The organism is Streptomyces sp. NPDC050636, assembly GCF_040654775.1.
Classification (GTDB): domain Bacteria; phylum Actinomycetota; class Actinomycetes; order Streptomycetales; family Streptomycetaceae; genus Streptomyces.
Genome location: NZ_JBFAIP010000114.1, coordinates 1 through 17,984 on the forward strand (window position 1 = coordinate 1; position 17,984 = coordinate 17,984).

Annotated in this window: 12 protein-coding genes; 2 read left to right on the plus strand and 10 right to left on the minus strand. The window is 72.5% G+C overall.

What is annotated here, in order from left to right; genetic code table 11:
• Window positions 1–487: 487 nt before the first annotated feature.
• Window positions 488–886, minus strand: coding sequence for a hypothetical protein (locus AB0I10_RS36025; protein ID WP_363156949.1), 399 nt, complete (start codon window positions 884–886; stop codon window positions 488–490).
• 332 nt (window positions 887–1,218) lie between these two features.
• Window positions 1,219–1,473: a hypothetical protein gene (locus AB0I10_RS36030; protein WP_363156950.1), complete on the minus strand. Its 255-nt coding sequence runs from the start codon at window positions 1,471–1,473 to the stop codon at window positions 1,219–1,221.
• Between the two features lie 149 nt (window positions 1,474–1,622).
• Between AB0I10_RS36030 and AB0I10_RS36035 the strand changes: the two genes are divergently transcribed.
• The gene (locus AB0I10_RS36035; RefSeq protein ID WP_363156959.1) at window positions 1,623–1,913 is read left to right on the plus strand and encodes an META domain-containing protein; all 291 of its coding nucleotides are present in this window, start codon (window positions 1,623–1,625) and stop codon (window positions 1,911–1,913) included.
• Window positions 1,914–2,001: 88 nt separating this feature from the next.
• Here AB0I10_RS36035 and AB0I10_RS36040 read toward each other — a convergent pair whose 3' ends face one another.
• The 4 genes from AB0I10_RS36040 to AB0I10_RS36055 are packed head-to-tail and all read right to left on the minus strand — an operon-like array spanning window position 2,002 to window position 5,914.
• Window positions 2,002–2,616, minus strand: coding sequence for an ATP/GTP-binding protein (locus AB0I10_RS36040; protein WP_363156951.1), 615 nt, complete (start codon window positions 2,614–2,616; stop codon window positions 2,002–2,004).
• Window positions 2,564–3,049, minus strand: coding sequence for a DUF742 domain-containing protein (locus AB0I10_RS36045; protein WP_363156952.1), 486 nt, complete (start codon window positions 3,047–3,049; stop codon window positions 2,564–2,566). The genes AB0I10_RS36040 and AB0I10_RS36045 overlap by 53 nt, the downstream gene beginning before the upstream one ends.
• 47 nt (window positions 3,050–3,096) lie before the next feature.
• Window positions 3,097–3,573: a roadblock/LC7 domain-containing protein gene (locus AB0I10_RS36050; RefSeq protein WP_363156953.1), complete on the minus strand. Its 477-nt coding sequence runs from the start codon at window positions 3,571–3,573 to the stop codon at window positions 3,097–3,099.
• A complete protein-coding gene (locus tag AB0I10_RS36055) occupies window positions 3,554–5,914 on the minus strand; it encodes an ATP-binding protein (RefSeq protein WP_363156960.1) in 2,361 nt (786 codons plus the stop codon). The genes AB0I10_RS36050 and AB0I10_RS36055 overlap by 20 nt, the downstream gene beginning before the upstream one ends.
• A gap of 554 nt (window positions 5,915–6,468) precedes the next feature.
• On the opposite strand from AB0I10_RS36055, the gene AB0I10_RS36060 reads away from it, so the two are divergent.
• Complete coding sequence (locus tag AB0I10_RS36060; RefSeq protein ID WP_363156954.1) at window positions 6,469–7,605, plus strand: substrate-binding domain-containing protein; 1,137 nt, start codon at window positions 6,469–6,471, stop codon at window positions 7,603–7,605.
• A gap of 80 nt (window positions 7,606–7,685) precedes the next feature.
• On the opposite strand, the gene AB0I10_RS36065 is transcribed toward AB0I10_RS36060, so the two are convergent.
• From AB0I10_RS36065 to AB0I10_RS36080, 4 genes are read right to left on the minus strand one after another with little or no spacing between them, the layout of a single operon-like run.
• The gene (locus AB0I10_RS36065) at window positions 7,686–10,538 is read right to left on the minus strand and encodes a condensation domain-containing protein (RefSeq protein WP_363156955.1); all 2,853 of its coding nucleotides are present in this window, start codon (window positions 10,536–10,538) and stop codon (window positions 7,686–7,688) included.
• Window positions 10,528–12,492: a non-ribosomal peptide synthetase gene (locus AB0I10_RS36070; RefSeq protein WP_363156956.1), complete on the minus strand. Its 1,965-nt coding sequence runs from the start codon at window positions 12,490–12,492 to the stop codon at window positions 10,528–10,530. Before AB0I10_RS36070 ends, AB0I10_RS36065 begins: the two co-directional genes overlap by 11 nt.
• 1 nt (window position 12,493) lies before the next feature.
• Entirely contained in the window at window positions 12,494–14,404 is a 1,911-nt protein-coding gene (locus AB0I10_RS36075; RefSeq protein ID WP_363156957.1) for a non-ribosomal peptide synthetase, read from the minus strand.
• Window positions 14,404–17,619: an amino acid adenylation domain-containing protein gene (locus AB0I10_RS36080; RefSeq protein ID WP_363156958.1), complete on the minus strand. Its 3,216-nt coding sequence runs from the start codon at window positions 17,617–17,619 to the stop codon at window positions 14,404–14,406. The genes AB0I10_RS36075 and AB0I10_RS36080 overlap by 1 nt, the downstream gene beginning before the upstream one ends.
• Window positions 17,620–17,984: the final 365 nt, after the last annotated feature.

The window sequence follows — 17,984 nt, forward strand, 5'->3', positions numbered from 1 at the left end:
GCCAGCTCGTAGACCACGGTGGAGCCGCTGCGGGTCGCGGTCACGATGCCCGAGCACCGATGCATGGGCCGAGCGGCCCGTCGGCGTCGGCCGCCGTGCTCGCGCGGCGCTCGTCCCCTTCGACGGGGTCCCGGCCGGCCTCGCCGAGGTCCGTAAACGCGTCTCCTGGGCATGGCGGGACCGGCGCGACACCGACTTCCGGCTGGGGGTGGCGTTCACCCCGCCCCTCGGGGAGCCGGTGAGCTGGGAGCCGGTCTGGGAGGCGCTGGCCCGGGAGAGTGCCCCTGCGATGGTCGGCGTCTGTCTGGAGCCGTACGCGCCGCCCGCGGAGCTGCTCTCCCACCTCCGCTATCTGGCCCAGGAATACGACAGACTCTCTCAACCCGGCCGGCTCCGGATGGGACGGACGCCAGCGCCGGGGCCTGCCGAGGGGCAAGGATGGGCCCCCGGTGCCGTGCCTGTGGCTCGGACCGGGGGCCCATTTCCGTTACCTGCGGATGATGTTGTTGCACCCCGCGGACGAGCCGATCCTGGTGTGCTGAGTGCCTGCGTCGCCCTCGCCGCCGCCCGCGTTGGCCAACGCGCCGTTGAGGATCCCGACGTTGCCGAGTACGCCGACGTTCGACTCGTGCGACCTGCAGGAGGTCTTCTGGCGGATGTCGAATCTGTGGCCGTGCGACTTGCTGTGATGGCGTTCGCCGCTCAACTGCTGCGGGCGGGAGTCCTCGCGGCTCAACTGCTGCTGAGGTGAATCTACGCGGTTCGACTGGATGCGGCTGTGGTCGCCGCCTTCCGGCCCGCCGCCGGCGTAGGCGGTGCCGGCACCGAGGAGGCCGACGCTGGCGAGGACGGCTGCCACGACGGCAGCGTTGCGAAACTTGTGCATGTCATCTCCGATAGATTGAACAGATCCGATCAGTAATCGATCGGCTCCGTGCAGTTAATGAAGGCTAATGCGGAATGCCACGCACCCACTTAGTGACGCGCCGAATCCCATGACCTCCGCGAACTGGTGCCGCCCCCGCTCACCAGTTGACCCGCGCTCCATGTGACCGCCCGGCATCGGCCAGGCACCATGCCACGCCCGCCCTGCGGGCGACATTCCTCGCCCAGCCTGCTTGCGCGAAGAAGCCGACGGACGAATACCGTTGCAGCCTGACCGCGCTGTTCTCGTCGAGCATCAACTCTTATCTGGACGACTTCTCCGTCGGTGATGGCTTACTCGTAGAAGCAGGCCGCCCTCAGCATGCTGGCGATCAAGCTCCAGTCAGGACGATCGGGAACAGACTCTCCTTGGTTGATGAAATAGCCGTCCATGTCGTTGGTCCAGGCGCCGAGCGCTTCGAGGTAGCGGTCGAGTGATTGGTTTTCCCAACGGCTGGAAGGGGCCCGAGCCTCAAGGCTCAGCTGTCTGACGTAGGAGACGAGATCTGCCCGTGTTTTCACCCAGCTGGTGTCGTTCAGCGATTCCATAACGACGATCTTGCAGGGTGTGTGGCGCGAACCTGCAGTGCGGGATGGGTCGGCCCCCGGCGCCGGCCAGCCTCAACCATGGCCTCGCGCAGGGAGTGCTTTCTCTGGAGTCGGTCAGCCGACGCCACGGCACGACTGCCTGCGTGCAGATGGCCGGGGACAGCCAGGATGGCTTCGAGTCCGGCGACGACATCTACTTCGACTTCCACCCGGACGGCACCGTCACAGGCAAGCTCGGCTGCAACGACTTCACCGCCAAAGCCTTCTTCTCCGGCGTGCACGTCTCCTTCCGTGACCCGGCGCTCACAACCCACCGCACTTGCCCCGCACCGAACATGCAGGACGAAGGAATGGCCTCAACATCCTGTCGAGCACACTCGATTACGAGTACGGGGCCAGCAGCGAGGATCTGGGCTTGCACCAGGGGACGTACCCCTTGAACTCACCAGGGGACGTACCCCCCCTTGAACTCCGGCCTTGGGTTCAAAGCCATGCCGCATCGGTAGACCCCGGAAGGAGGCCCGGGAGTCAGCCCGCTGTGGTGCTCTCCGCGCGGGACAGGGCGACTTCGAGTACGACCAGCAGTGCATCCCGGACCGAGCCCGTGTCGCGTGCGTCGAAGACGATCAGCGGTACGTGGTCGGAGACGTCCAGTGCCCACCGCACCTCGTCGAGGTTGTGGTGGACCTCGCCGTCGAACGTGTTGACGGCGACGGCGAACGGCATGCCCTTGTGCTCGAAGTAGTCCACTGCGGCGTAGCAGTCGTCCAGGCGGCGGGTGTCCACGATCACCAGACCGCCGAGAGCGCCCTCGACCACGTCGTCCCACATGAACCCGAACCGGTCCTGGCCCGGCGTGCCGAACAGGTAGAGCTTCAGTGTCGGGTCGATGGTGATGCAGCCGAAGTCCATGGCGACCGTGGTGGTGGTCTTGCCGGGGGTGTGAGAGAGATCGTCCACGCCTGCCGCGACCTCTGTGATGGCGGCCTCAGTGGTCAGTGGCCGGATCTCGGAGATCGAGCCCACGGCCGTGGTCTTGCCGACGCCGAAGCCGCCGGCGATGACCAACTTGACCGGTACCGGCGGCTGTTCAACCGCTGTCACGGAGTGTGTCCCGTGAGTCGGGGACGGCACGGAGACCATCAATAACCCTTCGCAGTACGGAGATGTCCTGGGTTGTCCTGGCGTTCGGGACGTGGATCGCCAGATGTCCGGCGGCGCGCAGGTCCTCCGCCAACACCCGGACCACGTTGAGGTGGAGGTGCAGCCGGGCGGCCAGTTCCGCCACCGACTGCGGCTGTCGGCAGGCGGCGACGATGTCGTGTTGTTCGAAGGCCAGCGAGTCCAGGACGGAGAGCCCGGACGATGTCGCCACGACCTGGGTCTCGACCGGGAGCGGGGGGCCGGCGCCGCCCCCCGCCACCCGGCCGGCGGTCAGCAGGAAAGGGCGGATCGCGGGAGCACGGTCAGCCGGCTCCGACGGACCCCGGGAGTCGCCCTCCCCCAAGCTCTCGGCTGTGCTCGAACAGGGGGGACCCCCACCCTCGTTCGGTCCTGGTTCACCGGCGGCCATCATGCCCCTCTTCTCAGCGCCTGCATCCTGCCTCCGCGGTGTCGGACGGGTCAGCGGGCCGGTGCGGCGCCGGCGCTCTTCTTCAGCTCCAGCACCAGCTGGGGGGTGAGCGCGCTCCCGGCCCGGTTGGCGAAGAGGGTCATCTCGTAGGCGATGTTGCCGAGCTTCGCCTCCTTCGAGGTCACGACGCCGAGGACGGCACCGCAGCCGATGGCCGACACCAGCACATGGCCGCCCTCCAAGTCGATGATGACCTTGTTGAGGCCGCCGAGTCCGTAGTTGCCGGACGCGCCGGCGGCCAGACTCGTGACGCCCGACACGATCGCTGCGAGCCGCTCGGAGTCGGCCTGTTCGCGCAGTCGGGAGACGGCGATCAGCAGGCCGTCGGAGGACACCGCGATGGCGTCGACGACGCCGGCGGTCTGGGTGGCGAACCGGTCGAGCAGCCAGGTGAAGTCGGCCGCGGCGGCTGTCAGATCCACCGGCTCCTCCCGCTCGGAACTGCTCTTACCTGTCGGCGTGGTCACTGCCCGACTCCTTCCGGGTTTGCTGGTGTGGCGATGGCTCTGGATCCCTCGGGGCAGCGGCACTCTCTTGCTCTGCCCTGCGTACGGCGGCCTCGAATTCGTCGAGTTCCGAACGGACCGCGTCGGCGTCGACAGGCCGGCGCACGGCCTGGGCCCCACGGTCGGCCGTTGGGGTGGTCGTGTCGAGCGTCGCACCCCGAACCCGCCGTCGCAGCGGCCGGTCGGACTGTGCAGGCCTCGGCTCGCGCGCGGGGGCGGTCTGCTCCGTGTCCGTGCGGGGCGGGAGGCGCAGGGGGAGCTCGCCCAGCGGCGAAGGGGCGGCCGGCCGCTGTTCGGGCGTGGTGGCGGCGGCTCGCACCGGCAGGGGCGTGGCGGAGGCCGGTGCGGGCCCGGGTGCGGGCGCGGTGGTCTCCTGCTCGGGCGTTGCCGGGTGCTCTGACGCGGCCACGTCCGCGGCCGGAGACGTGGATGGTGTGGCGGCGGGGCTCACGGCCAGCAGCAGCGCGGAGGGGAGCCAGACGGTGCCGGTGACTCCGCCGCCCGGCGTACGGCTCAGGGTGACCCGTATGCCCGAGCGTCGGGCGAGGTTTCCGACCACGAACAGGCCGAGGACCTTGGTCGGTACGAGGTCGAGCCGTTCCCGCCGGACCAGCCGGGAGTTCTCCTCGTCGAGGCGTTCCGCGCTCATTCCGAGGCCGTGGTCGATGACCTCGATCAGGGCACCACCGTCCGCGGTGACGTCGGTGCCGGGCCGCACGACCACCTCGACGGGCGTGTCGGACGGGGAGAACGAGACCGCGTTCTCCAGCAGTTCGGCGAGCATCAGCGTCAGATCGTCGACGATGTCGGGCTCGACGGTGACCTCCGTCCCGGACCGCAGGGACACCCGCTGGTATCCCTCGATCTGGCCGAGCCCTGCCCGTATGACGTTGACCAGAGGGGTCGGCCGGGCGTCCACTTCGGGGTCCCGGATTCCGGCGAGCAGCATCAGGCTGTCGGCGTTGCGCTGGAGGCGTACGGCGATGTGGTCGATGCGATACATCCGTTGCAGGACGTCGGGGTCGGTTTCCTCGCGTTCGACGGCGTCGATCAGCATGAGCTGGCGTGTGGTGAGGTTGCTGACACGGCGTCCGACGTTGCCGAACATCTCGGCGACGTTGCGGCGGCTGAGCACCTGCCGCTCCAGCAGCGCCGCGGCGGTGACCTGCACCTGATTGAACGCCTCGGCCAGGTGGCCGATCTCGTCGTGGACCGGAACGGGGATCGGCCGCGGCCGCAGCGGGGCGCTGTCCGCCGACTCGTCGTCCTCGACCCTGGCGAGCTCCTCGCCGGCCACGTCGACCACCTGCTGGGCGGCTCCGGTCAGGACCGCCAGGGGACGTACGACCGAGCGCCGGACCAGGACGGAGAAGGCCAGCCAGGAGGCGAAGCCGAGCAGGGCGAGGCCGAGCATCGCCAGTGCGTTGTGCAGGGCGTTGCGGGAGAGGCTGTCGGCTCGGGCGGCGATCTGATCGATCAGCGACCGGGTGATGCTGAGGCGGGCCTCGGCCTGCCGGGTTCCGGCGCTGATCGACTGGCGCAGCTGATGCGGGGTCTGGCCCTGTAGGGAGCCCGGATCGATCTGGAGCTCCGCGAACTGGGCCTCGACGCCGTTCTCCTCGGCATCCCGCTCGATCCCGCCCAGGCGCAGGACCTGGTCCGAGTCGGCGATCCTGCCGAAACGTGTGGTCTGCTCCTCGTAGAGCTTGTGGGCCCCGACCGCACGGGTGTACTCGGTGAGCGCGTTGGCATCCCGGGTCTGGGCGGAGAACACCCCGCTCTCGAAGGCCGCGTGGGCGGCGTCGGCGCGCAGTACCGTGTCGAGAAGATTGGTGACCGAGGACGACGAGGTCCCGACGAAGCGGTCGAGGCCGATGCCGTCGATCAGGTAGCCGACCGCGGCAGCGTACGCCGGATCGATGCTGGCGGCCGGAACCGATCCCCGTTCGACCTTGTCGCGCAGCACGGCAAGGCCCCGGATGTACTCCAGGGCCCGCGCCTCCTGCTTCGGCAGGCCCGCCCCGAACGCGGAATGCACGGCGGCGACCTGCTCGTCGGTGTCCTGCTGCGTCCGACGGTAGTCGGCGGTTGACGGCAGGGCGGTGCCGGGCCGGGCCGCCTCCTGCTCCACGGACAGCAGCAGCGCTTGCCGGTGTTCCGCCTGGACGTCGTTGATCAGCCTTGTGACCTGCTCGCTGTCACGCACCAGCTCCGCGCTCCGGCCGGCGTCCCGGGCCTTCTCCACCTGAGAGTTGACGCCGACGCCCAGAAGTACGCCGACGACCGCGACGGGCGCGATCACCAGAACGTTGAGTTTCCGCCGGAACGGCCATCGGTCCAGGAGGGCGCCCGCCTGCTTACGGAACCGCGGCCTCGACGGTGGACGCCGGGACGGGTCCGGCTCGTGTGGCGGGTCCACTGTGTCCACAGACACCCGGGCCTCCTTACGACGTGCTCCTGAGCGGTGACCGAGGTGTTGTCGCCGACCGCAGACGACGGCGGAGTGTGACGCTTGCGAAGTTCGCCCCGAACGCGAGCGAAAAGATTGCGCCACATGTCCAACCGGCCGCGAACACTACCGCTTGTGCACGCGCATGCAACACATGACCATCAATGGACCAGTGGTATTCAACTCTTTGTCGCGTTTGGCCCGTTACCCCCATTGCGGTGTGCCATGCCGGCCGATGAGCCCGTGCCGGTGGGGGTAGGGCGCGCAGCGGCTCGTGCCGCACCGGGCCCGGCGCCGGAGGCGTACGCGGTACCTCCCGAAGGCGGATGCCCCGCGGAGCATCGCCACCCGTAACCTGTCTCCCCCCACCCCAACCCGTATCCTCATCCTGCCCTGCGAGGAGACCCGTGCACCCCACCCGCAAGGCGGTCGTGACAGCCGCCGCACTCCTGGTCATGGCCACCGCCGGCTGTGAACCCGGCGCCGGCACCACCGCATCCCACCGGAGCTCCTCCAAGCCCGGATGCCCCACCGCCCTCGCCGGAGCCAAGCAAGCCGTCAAGAAGGCCGAGGAGGCCAACGCCCCCTGGAGGGGCCCCACCACCGGACCCGAGGCCGTCCACGGCAAGACCGTCGTCTACATCGCCCAGACCCTGACCAACCCCGGAGTCGCCGGAGTCGCCCAAGGTGTCCAGGAAGCCGCCAAGATCGTCGGATGGCGCACCCGCACCATCGACGGCCAGGGCACGCCCAGCGGCATCCGGGCCGCCTTCAAGCAGGCCATCCGCCTCAAGCCGGATGGCATCGTCATCAGCGGCTTCGATCCCGGGATGGCCGCAGAGGAAGTCAAAAAGGCCAATTCGGCGGGAATTCCACTGATCGGCTGGCACGCCACCGCAGCCCCCGGCCCCAGTAGGGATCCGGAACTCTTCAGCAACATCACTTCCCGGGTCGAGGACGTCGCGAAGATCAGCGCCGACTGGATCATCGCCCGGTCCAACGGCCGGGCGGGTGTCGTCCTGTTCACCGACAGCTCGATACCCTTCGCGAAGCGCAAGTCCGAGCTGATCAAGAAGGAACTGGCCACCTGCTCCGGCACCAAGCTGCTGAGCTACACCAACATCCCCATTCCCCAAGCCAGTAGCCGCTCCATCAAGGAAGTCCGTTCCCTGCTGTCCCGTTTCGGCCGCAAGTGGACCCATTCCGCCGCCATCAACGACCTGTACTTCCGCCATGCCGCCCCCGCCCTGCGCGCAGCGGGCAAGGACGGCGCCGGCGCCCCGTTCAACATCGGTGCCGGTGACGGTGACCCGTCGGCCTTCCAGCGCGTCAACGGCAAGGAGTTCCAGGCCGCCACCGTGCCGGAGCCCCTCTCCGAGCAGGGCTGGCAGATCATCGACGAGTTCAACCGCGCCTTCGCCGGCGCCCCGGACAGCGGGTATGTCGCCCCCGTCCACATCGCCACCGCCGCCAACAGCGGTGGCGCGCTGTCCTGGGACTCCGAGGGCTACCGCCAGGCCTACCGCAAGATCTGGGGCGATTGAGGTGCCCTCCCGGCCGGTCCGGGCCGGAGCGAGGCGGACCCCTGCCAGGGCTTGTCCGACCCTGACCCGTCGGACAGGCCCTAGGTGAGCATGGCCGCCAGTACGGAACGCCGGTCCTCGCCCGGCCGGGCGCCCAGCGGCCGGGCCAGCCGGTCGGCCTGGTAGTGCCAATGGTGGTCGAGGTCCGGATGGACCTCGTCCGTCTCGCCGAACTCGCTGTCGCCGCCGAGCAGCTGGGTCAGGTCGGTGGCGAGGTCCCGCCAGGCGACATGGCCGCCGACCGCGTTGGCGACGCCGTGCACCGGTGCGTCCAGGCATGAGACCACCGCTCGTGCCAGTGCCGCGGCGTGCACCCAGGGCGCGCCGTACCATGCGTGGCCGTGGGCGCCCGGCCGCGGCAGGGCGAGCGGTCGGCCCTCCCGGACAGCCTGGTAGAGCAGGCCGGTGGCACCCCAGCGCAGCTGGTCACGCAGCCGGTCGTGCGGGCCCCACACCAGCGGGGAGCGGACCGCGCTCGCACCGCCCCGGCCGCCGGTACCGGCCGCCCGCAGCAGCAGCCGCTCGCAGTCGAGCTTCGCCCGGCCGTACGGGCCGAGCGGCTCACATGAGGCGGACTCCTCCGCCACCGTCCCGTCGGCGGGGCGCCCGTAGGCGTCCACACTGCTGACGAAGACGAACGGGCCGCGCGACCAGGCCCCGGCCATCGCCTCCATCGCCGCCACATCGGTCTCCGGACGGGTGAAGGTGCAGGCGGCATGGACGACCGCGTCGGCACCGGCCACCGCTCTGCGCAGACCGTCCGGGTCGCCGAGGTCCCCCTCGATCACCTCCACGCCCTCCGCCGCGACCAGGTGGGCGGATTCAGGGCGGGCCAGGGCCAGTACGGGCCGCCCCTGGGCGGCGAGTTCGCGTAGCACGAAGGCGCCCACCCCGCCGGTGGCGCCGGTGACCAGGACCGTGCCGGGGCGCGCCCGCCGTGGCCCGGAGGACCGTGGTACGGGTGCCGCGGCGCGCTCCGCCGCCCGGGCGTCGAGCAGGGCGGTGACCGCGCGCGGAGTACGGGCCTGCAGGATGTCCAGGCCGGTCAGCGGCAGGGTCAGCGCCTGGCGCAGCCGCTCGGCGAGCTGTACGGCGATCAGCGAGTGGCCGCCGAGGGCGAAGAAGTCGTCGTCGGGGGAGGGCGTGCGGCCCAGCAGCGCCGCGAAGCCGTCCAGCACCGTCGCGGCACGGGGCCCCTCCGGTGCGGGGGCGGACGGCACGCCGGGCAGCCGCGCCAGGTCGGCCGCGCCGTCGGGGGTCCGCGGCAGCGTGTCCAGCAGTGTGACCGCGGCCGGGACCAGATCCGGCGTCAGACCGTCCCGCAGATGCGCACGCAGTTCGGCGGGCGCCGGGCCGACGCTGTCCCGCAGAACCGCGAAGGCGAGCAGCCGGCCACCGGGCGCCACTACCACCGCGGCCTCCGAGACCCGGGGATGGGCGCAGAGCAGTACCTCGGACGGGTGCCCGCCGGGCCCCTCCGGGGATGCCGGTGCCGGTGCCGTGACGGGCAGTTGGGACAGCCGGAGGCCGGGGTCGTCCGCCACCGCGGTGAGCAGCGCGGCGTACCCCGCGCCGAGTCCGGCCGCCGCCTCCTCGTCCAGTGCGGCCCTGCGGTACTGCACAAGACCGGCGGGCCGCTCGGTGTCGACCAGGCCGAAGGAGAGATCGAACTTCGCCTCCCCGACGCCGACGTCGATGTGTTCGCTCACCGTCCCCAGGAGCTCCAGCACCGTGGGCGCGCCGAGGACGTCCGCGGTCACCCGGACCAGCGCCGTCCCGTCCGCGCCGCGGGCGGCGGCGCCGAGCCGCTCCAGAATCAGGTCGAACGGCGCCTCGCGGTACCGCTGGGCGTCGAACAGCGCGTTCCGCACCCGCTCCAGCAGCGTGCTGAAACGAGGATCGCCGGAGGTGTCGACGCGCAGCGGGAGGGTGTTGACACACAGCCCGACCAGGCCGCGCATGGCCGCGCCCTGCCGGTGTGTGCCGGCGACGCCGATGACGAGGTCGTCCTGCCCGGTGAGGCGGTGCAGCGCGGCGAAGGCCGCGGCGAGCGCGACGGTGAACACCGTGGCCCGGTGCCGGCGGCCAAGCGAGCGCAGGGCCGCCGGCACCTTCGGGTCGAGCGGAGCGAGGTGCGTCCCGGCAGGCCGGGAGTCGGTATCGGCGGGCCGGGCCGGGCGGGGCAGCCGCGGCGGAGCGGCGCCTTCGAGGAGTCCGGCCCAGTGGCGTACCCCCGCGTCGAGGCGGTCGGCCGCCCGATGCTCACGCCGTGCGAAATCCGCGTACTGCGGTGGCTCCGCGCGCCACGGACCGGGCGCCGCCTCCGGAGCGGCGGCGGCTGCGTAGAGGGCCCCGAGCTCCGCCGCAACGGTCTCCAACGACGGCCCGTCGATGGATATGTGATGGAACGTCAGCAGAACGGTGTGGCCCTGCTCGGCGTGCCGCAGGACCAGAGCACGGGGCAGCGGCCCGACGGACAGGTCGAACGGACGGCGTGCCTCCGCCTCCAGCCGGGCGGGCGCCTCGTCCACGCCGGCCGCCACGACCGGTACCGCGATCCTCTCGGGCGCCGCGCACACCTCCTGGTACGGCTCACCGTCCCGCTGCCCGTAGCGGGTCCGCAGGATCTCGTGGCGGCGCACCAGCGAGGTCAGGGCGGCGGCCAGCGCGTCCACATCGAGCGGACCGCGCAGCCGTGTGGCGAACGGCACGGAGTACGCCGCGCCGCCGTGCCCGAGCCGGTCCATCAGCCACATACGGCGCTGGGCACGGGAGAGCGGCGCCGGGCCGTGGTGTGCGGTGTGGGGGAGCGGCGCGGGGCGGGTGGCGATGGCACGTGCCCGGCGCAGCAGCTCCGTCTGGAGGGCCGGGGTCGTGGTGTGGTCAGTGGCCATCGGTGTCCTCCTGGGGGCGCGGGTGCAGATCGTGGTGCGCGGCGAGCAGCGCCCGCTCGACCAGGGCGGCCTGATCCGCCACGGTGGGAGCGGTGAAGAAGTCGGCGAGCGTCAGCTCCACGCCCAGCTCCTCGCGCAGGTCGTCGGTGACGGCGAGGGCCAGCAGGGAGTGACCGCCCAGGGCGAGGAACTCGGCGTCCGGACGGGTCACCTCGCGGCCCAGGGAGCGGCTCCACAACTCGGCCACGGCCTGTTCCAGCGGTGTCAGCGGCGCGGCCGGCGCATCGCCGCCGCCCACGGTGACCAGGTCCCTCAGCGCGCGGCGGTCGACCTTGCCGGACGGGGTGAGCGGCAGCTCCCCGACGACGGTCAGCTCGTCGGGCACCAGATGAGCCGGCAGGACCGCGGCCAGTCGGTCCCGCAGCGCACCCGGCCGGGGCACCGGCCCGGGCGCGGCGACGACGAAGGCGGTCAGACGGGCGTCGTCGGGGGAGGGGCGGTGCACGGTGACCGCCGCATCGGCCACCTCCGGCTGCTCGCGCAGCGTGTGCTCGACCTCCCCCGGCTCGATCCGGAAGCCGCGCACCTTCACCTGGTCGTCCGTGCGCCCGTGGAAGTCCAGCACGCCGTCCGGGCGCAGCGAGACGACATCGCCGGTGCGGTAGAGCCGGCCCCACTCGGGATGGGTGAGGAAGCGCTCGGCGGTCAGCTCCGGCCGCCCGGTGTAGCCCAGCGCCAGCCGGCTGCCGCCGACCCACAGCTCGCCGCGCTCGCCGTCCGGAACCGGCCGGCCGGTTCCGTCCACGACGTATGCCGAAGCACCCGCGATGGGCCGGCCGATCGGCACCTGCCCGTCGCAGTCCGCGTCGGTGACCCGGTGGGCGGTGGCGAACGTCGTCGTCTCCGTGGGCCCGTAGCCGTTGACCAACTCCAGCCAGGGGAAGGCCCGCAGGACCTCGCGGGCGTGGTGGGCGGCCAGTGCCTCTCCGCCCACCACCACCGTGCGCAGCAGCGCGAACAGCCGGGAGCGGCGCACCGCCAGCTGGTGGAAGAGCGCGGTGGTGAAGAACGCCACGGTCACACCATGACGCTCTGCCTGCTGGGCAAGATCCTCCAGCGAGGGCCGCTCCACGGAACACGCCACCACCGCCGCGCCATTGGCGAGCGCGCTCCACACCTCGAACGTCGAGGCGTCGAAAGTCATGGGCGAATGGAACAGCACCCGGTCACGGGAGGTCAGCGTGAGGTAGGCGGGATCGGTGACCAACTCGGCGATGGCGCGGTGCGCGATCGCCACTCCCTTGGGCCGGCCCGTGGACCCGGAGGTGAACATGATGAACGCCGCCCCGTCCGGGCCGAGTTCCTGAGCCGGTCCCGGTCCCGGTCCAGGTCCGGCGTCCGCCGGGGCCGCATCGTCGCTCAGCTCGTCGGGCAGCGCGAGCGCCGCGCCGGCCGGCGCGGCGGACTCCAGCAGTTTGCTGTCCCCGACTGTCAGCGTCACCCCGGCGTCCGCGGCCAGCGCCTCGCTACGGGGGCGGGGATGCGCCGGATCGAGCGGTACGCACACGGCGCCGGCCCGCCACAGCGCCAACTGGGCCACGACGGTACGGGCCGAGCGGGCCATCAGCAGCGCCACCGCGTCGCCCCGCCGGACACCGTGCCGCTGCAGGTACCCGGCGAGGGAGTGGGCCGCGGAGTCCAGCTGCGCATAGGTCAGCGTGCGGTCGCCATCCGCCACCGCCAGGGCGTGCGGGGCCTGTTGGGCGTGCCATGCCACGAGGGCGGGCAGGCCGGCCGAGGGCCCCGGGCGCGCGCCCGGAGCAACGGACGGAGCAACGGACGGGGCGGCGGACGTAGCGAGGTCACCGGGGGTGGGCTCGCTCGACGGACTGTGTTCGATGGGCACGTGCCCTACCTTCCGGGTGTCGTGGGGGTACGGGGTGCGGGTGGTCATCTCAGGCTCCTGCCGCACTCAGGGGCGCGCGCCGGGCGTCGACGAGGGCCGCCACCGCCCGGAGGTCGGGCTGCCGCAGCAGTTCCGGGGCGCGCAGCCGTACCCCGCCGTCCCGCTGGATCGCGGCCAGCAGTCGGGCGGCGACGAGCGAAGTGCCGCCCGCCGAGGTGAAGTTGTCCGCCAGCGTGATCTCCGGCCGGGCGAGAAGGTCACGTACCGCGCCGAGCACCAGCCGCTCGCCGGGCGTGGCGGCGTCGCACGGAGTGGCAGGCCCCTCCGCGCTGTTCTCCCCGGTCGCCCGGCGCGTCAACTCGCCCCGGTCCACCTTGCCGTTGGCGTCCAACGGGAAGGAGCCGACGATCCGCACGTCCGACGGCACGGCCTGCTCGGGCAGCCAGGCCCGGACCGCCGGCAGCAGCCCGTCCGCGGTGGGCGCGGCACCGGCGGCCGGCCTCACGTACGCCACCAGACGAGCCCGGCCGTCGGGTGTACGCGGCGCGACGACGACGGCGCTGCGTACCGCCGGGTCCTGCTCGAACGCGGCCTCCACCTCAGCCGGTTCGATCCGCACCCCACTGACCTTCACCTGGTCGTCGAGCCGGCCGAGGAACTCCAGCCGTCCGTCGTCCCGCATCCGCACCCGGTCGCCGGTGCGGTACAGGCGGTCCACCCCCGGCAGGGCGACGCCCTCGGGCGGCGCGGTGAAGCGGTCCGCGGTCAGACCGGGGTCCAGGTATCCGAGCGCCAGACACCGTCCGCCCAGGCGCAGTTCGCCCTCCGTACCGCGGGCGACGGGGCGGCCGTCCGCGTCGGTGACGACGACGGTCACGCCCGGCACCGGCCCGCCGATGGGCGGTGCGCTCTCCTCGCCCGCCTGGGTGTCCGTGCCGCGCATGGCGAAGGTGGTGGCGAGGACGGTGGCCTCGGCCGGCCCATAGGCATTGTGGACCGTCGTGGTCACATCGGCGCCCGGACGGCGGCGCATCCGGTCGCCGCCGGCGAAGAGATGACGCAGCGTCAGATCGGCTGGCCAGGGCCGGTCCAGTAGCGGCTCGACCATCGGCGTCGCCGCGATCGCCACCGTCACCGCGGCCGTACGCCACCATGCGGAGAGCACATCGGAGTCCCAGCGGACCTCGTCCGGCGCGGGCACCAGTGCCGCCCCGGACGTCAGCCCGGCCCACAGCTCCAGCAGATGCGGGTCGAAGGCGACGCCGATGAGCAGCGACTGCCGGTCCCCGGGGGCCAGACCGGTCTCGGTCCGGTACCAGTCGAGCAGTGTGCCGAGCGCGTCCTCGGCGACCGCGACCGCCTTGGGGCGGCCGGTGGAACCGGAGGTCAGCACGGCGTAGAACGCCCCGGCAGGCGCGGACCGCGCCCCGGTGGCCGGTTCGGCGAACGCCGCCACGGCTCCGTCGGGGGCATTGGCGCCCGCCGAGGGCAGCGGCAACGCCAGGCTGTCGGCCGTCCGGTACCGGGACGGCAGCAGCCCCGGCTCGCCGATCAGACAGACCACGTTCAGGTCCTCGGTGACGGCCTGGACGCGCCGTTCACCGGGCCGCGGGCCGAGCGGCAGATAGACGGCGCCGAGCCTGGCCAGCGCAACGGCGCTCACCACGAGCGCGGCGGAACGGTCGAGGCAGACACCGACCAGGTCCCCGGGCCCGACCCGGCCGCGCAGCGCATCCGCCATCTCGTCGGCGGCGGCGTCGATCTGCCGGTAGGTCCAGGTGTGGGCCCCGTCGAGCACCGCGGGCGCCTCGGGCGAGCGGGCGGTCCACTCCACGAAGCGGGTGAGCAGACCGGCCGAAGGGCCGGCGGCGGGGGCCGCGCCGTGGGCGATGCTGAGCGGGGTGTCCTGCGGGGCGGTAGGTGCGGCGGTGGCCGACCGGGCGGTATCGGGCTGGGTCATCACGACTCCGTCGGACTGGTCGTAGCGGCGAGGACGGGCACGTTGGCGGGCACCGTGGGGGCGACGGCCGCGAGGGCCTCGGCCTGGTCGGCGAGCACCGGGTTCTGGAACAGCAGCCGCAGCGGCGGGCGGGCACCCAGGCGTGGCTCCAGCCAGGCGGCCAGCTGCGCGGCGAGCAGCGAATGGCCGCCGACGTGGAAGAAGTGCGAGGTCGCTGCGAAGCCGCGATGGCCCAGCACCTCGTGCCAGCCGTCGGCGAGCAGCGCCGCCATAGGGCTGCCGGGCGCCGCTCCGGAACCGTCGCGCTCCCCAGCCGGTGCCACGGGTGCCACGGGGGTCGCGGGCTCCAGCGCGGCGGCCCGCCCGGACAGCGCCACCCGGTCCGGCTTACCGCCGGCCAGCCTCGGCAGGGTGTCGACGCTCGCCCACCGCGCGGGCACCAGGGCGGTCGGCAGGCGCCGGCTCAACTCCGTGTGCAGCGCCTGCTCGTCGTGGTCCGCTTCCTGGTCCGTGCCCTCCAGGAAGCCGACGAGCCGGGGGCCGCCGGGAGCCTCGCGGTCCAGGACGACGGCGCAGGACCGGCCGCCGAGCACCGCCGAGGCGGCGGCCTCCACCTCCTCCAGTTCGATGCGGTATCCGCGCAGCTTGACCTGGTTGTCCCGGCGTCCCAGGAAGTACAACAGCCCGTCGCGGCCCCGGTAGCCGATGTCACCGGTGAGGTAGACCCGCTCGCCGCCGAGCGCCTCGACCGTGCGGAACCGTGCCGCGGTCGCCTCAGGGTTGCCGACGTACCCCTCGGCGAGCCCGACGCCGGCGATGGCGAGTTCACCGACCGCGCCGTCCGGCAGCGGACGGTGGCAGTCGTCCAGGACATGGATCCGCTCGCCGGGCAGCTCGCTGCCGAGCGGGACCTCGGCCCCGTCGGCAGCGCCGTCCCGGGTGATCTCGTGAACCGTGGAGCTGATGGCGGCCTCCGTCACGCCGTAGACGTTCAGCACGGTGGCGTCGGTGTCCGCCATGAACGCGTGCAGCACATCGGCCGGGAGCCGCTCCCCGCCGAGGACCAGCAGCCGCGGCGCCCACCGGCCGTCGCGCAGCGCGGGGCGGAGGTCCTCGCGGGTGGCGAGGAAGTAACTCGTGGGCAGGTTCGCCACGGTGACACGGGAGGCGCCCAGCAGCGTGGCCAACTCGGCCCCGGTGGGCACCTCCTGTTCGGGAACGACCAGGCACGCCCCGGCGTGCAGCGACGGAAGCACTTCTTCGAGAGCCACGTCGAACGACGGCTGGGCGAAGAGCAGTACCCGGTCACCCGAGCCCAGGCCGAACCGCTCGGCCGCGCCCGTGAGATGGCTTTCCAGCGCCGCCCGCCCCACGGCGACGGCCTTGGGTATGCCCGTCGACCCCGAGGTGTGAATGATGTACGAGGCGCTGGGCACCGCTTCGGCGTTCCGGGCCGGGGGGAGGACCGGGGCGTCGACCGGTGCCGTCGGGAGACCGGCCGGGCCGACGGTGGCGGCGGTGCCGCCGGGGGTGAGGACGAGGGCCGGACCCAGCCGGTTCAGCAGCAGCTCCAGACGGGCCGGCGGGTCGGACGGGGAGAGCGGGCAGTACACCGCCCCGGTCCGCAGACACGCCAGCAGCGTCACGACGGAGTCCGCGCCACGGGGCAGTACGGCGGCCACCGGCTGACCGGCCGTCACGCCCGCCGCACGCATCCGCCGCGCGAGCGAAGCCGCCTGCGCGTCGAGGTCGCCGTAGGTGAGTCGGCGGGCGCCGATGAGCAGCGCGGGGAGCGACGGGTCGTGGGCGGCGGTCGGGTCGAGCGGGTCGTGATCCGTCGCCCGGGATGCCGGGGCCGCGGGGGCGGGGACGGACGGCGGCGCCAGGTCGGCGAGGGCGGTGCCGGGGGCGTCGAGGTAGCCGCGCAGGAGGTCCAGGAACCGCCCGGCGAGCAGCTGTGCCACGTCCTCGCCGAACAGATCGGCGTCATAGTCCCAGACCAGGGTCATGCCGGGGGCGCCGTACCGGGGGCCGACGCCGCGCCGGTCGTCCGGCAGCAGCACCACGTCCAGGTCGAAGCGGGTGGTGCCGGTGTTGAAGCCCTCGAACAGGGTGATGTCCAGGCCAGGGACGTCGATCTCCGGGAGCTCGGCGTCGTGTGCGCTGAACATGACGCTGAACAAGGGGTTGTCCGCGCCGGAGGTGTGCAGGCCGAGCGCGCGGGTCAGCTCCTGGACCGGCACCTCCTGGTGCGGCAGGGCGCGGATCAGTGTGTCCGTCACCTCGTCCATGGATTCCTCGGCCGGTGCGGCCGGGTCCAGGCGCAGCGGCAGCGGAATGGTGTTCACGAACATGCCCACCGTGTCCTCGAACCCGCGTGGGCGGTTGCCGACCGCGGTCCCGATGACCATCTGCGAGCGGCCGCTGTGTCGGCGCAACAGCTCGGCGAAGAGCCCCAGGAGCGTGGCGAAGGGGGTCAGACCGCGGGAACGGGCGTGCTCCCGAAGGCGTTCGGCCAGGTCTGCGCCGATCGACTGGCGCAGCTGCCCGCCGTGGTGCCCGCGCCGGGAGCCGGGCCGGGTCACCCCGGGCAGCGGCATGTCGTACGCCATCTCCCGCAGTGCACCGGTCCAGAACTCCAGGCCGGCCCGCCGGTCCGCGTCGGCGGCGGTGCCGTCCTCGGCCCGGGCCCGGACGTGGTCCGCGTACGAGGACGCAGTGGGCAGTTCGACCGGCTCGCCCAGGACCCGGCCCCGGTAGACGGTGAAGACGTCCCGCAGCAGGATCGCGAAGGAGTGGCCGTCGTGGATCAGATGGTGTTCGACGTGGATGAGCCGGTGCCGGTTCTCCGCCAGCCGGACCAGGGTCCAGCGCAGCAGCGGCGCCTCGTAGGTGTCGAGCGGCGTCTCGGCCTCGGTGCGTAGCAGTTCCTGGAAGGCGTCCTGGGGGTTTGCCGCCCCGCTGAGGTCCACGGTCCGCAGCCGCGGCCGGCAGTCCCCGGCGACCCGCTGGCCGGGCATCGCTCCGGGGACGGCGACGAGCTCCAGCCGCAGACCGGGGTGCCGGTCGAGGACGGTGGTGAGCGCATGGCGCAGGGCTTCGGTGTCGAGGGTGCCCCACAGGTCGAGTGCGGCGGTGAAGTTGTAGGCGCGGCTGCCCGGTTGCACCTGTTCGTGCAGCCAGACGATCTCCTGGGAGGAGGAGAGCGGAAGCATGAGCGGTCCCTGATGGGTCGTAGGGGCGGGGAAGGGGCGGCGGGCAGGGTCGGCCGGCCGCGGTGTGCGGACCGGCCGCGGATCGCGCGGGCCGGTCCGGTGTTGGGGCGTGTCTTCCTGGTATCCGTGGGCACGGAGCTCGGCGGGACACGCCCTGTTGGTTCGGGTGCGGGCCGGTGTGTCAGCCGGCCAGCGGCGCCGGCGCTAGGCCCTGCCGTCAAACTCCCGCCTGCCCCGCGGCGCCTGGCACGCCCGCTCGCTGCGTTGTCGGGCTCTTCCCGGTACACCCAGTACCGGGAAGACCCTCCGCCTTGCGATCAATGCTGGATCTTCCTGGTCAACCTGCCGGTGGGCGCGGTGGCGCT

Coding starts and splice junctions, on each gene's coding strand:
- AB0I10_RS36025 (WP_363156949.1), bottom strand. CDS start 886: ATGCACAAGTTTCGCAACGCTGCCGTCGTGGCAGCCGTCCTCGCCAGC.
- AB0I10_RS36070 (WP_363156956.1), bottom strand. CDS start 12,492: ATGACCACCCGCACCCCGTACCCCCACGACACCCGGAAGGTAGGGCAC.
- AB0I10_RS36080 (WP_363156958.1), bottom strand. CDS start 17,619: ATGCTTCCGCTCTCCTCCTCCCAGGAGATCGTCTGGCTGCACGAACAG.
- AB0I10_RS36035 (WP_363156959.1), top strand. CDS start 1,623: ATGGCCGGGGACAGCCAGGATGGCTTCGAGTCCGGCGACGACATCTAC.
- AB0I10_RS36045 (WP_363156952.1), bottom strand. CDS start 3,049: ATGATGGCCGCCGGTGAACCAGGACCGAACGAGGGTGGGGGTCCCCCC.
- AB0I10_RS36075 (WP_363156957.1), bottom strand. CDS start 14,404: ATGACCCAGCCCGATACCGCCCGGTCGGCCACCGCCGCACCTACCGCC.
- AB0I10_RS36065 (WP_363156955.1), bottom strand. CDS start 10,538: ATGGCCACTGACCACACCACGACCCCGGCCCTCCAGACGGAGCTGCTG.
- AB0I10_RS36030 (WP_363156950.1), bottom strand. CDS start 1,473: ATGGAATCGCTGAACGACACCAGCTGGGTGAAAACACGGGCAGATCTC.
- AB0I10_RS36040 (WP_363156951.1), bottom strand. CDS start 2,616: ATGGTCTCCGTGCCGTCCCCGACTCACGGGACACACTCCGTGACAGCG.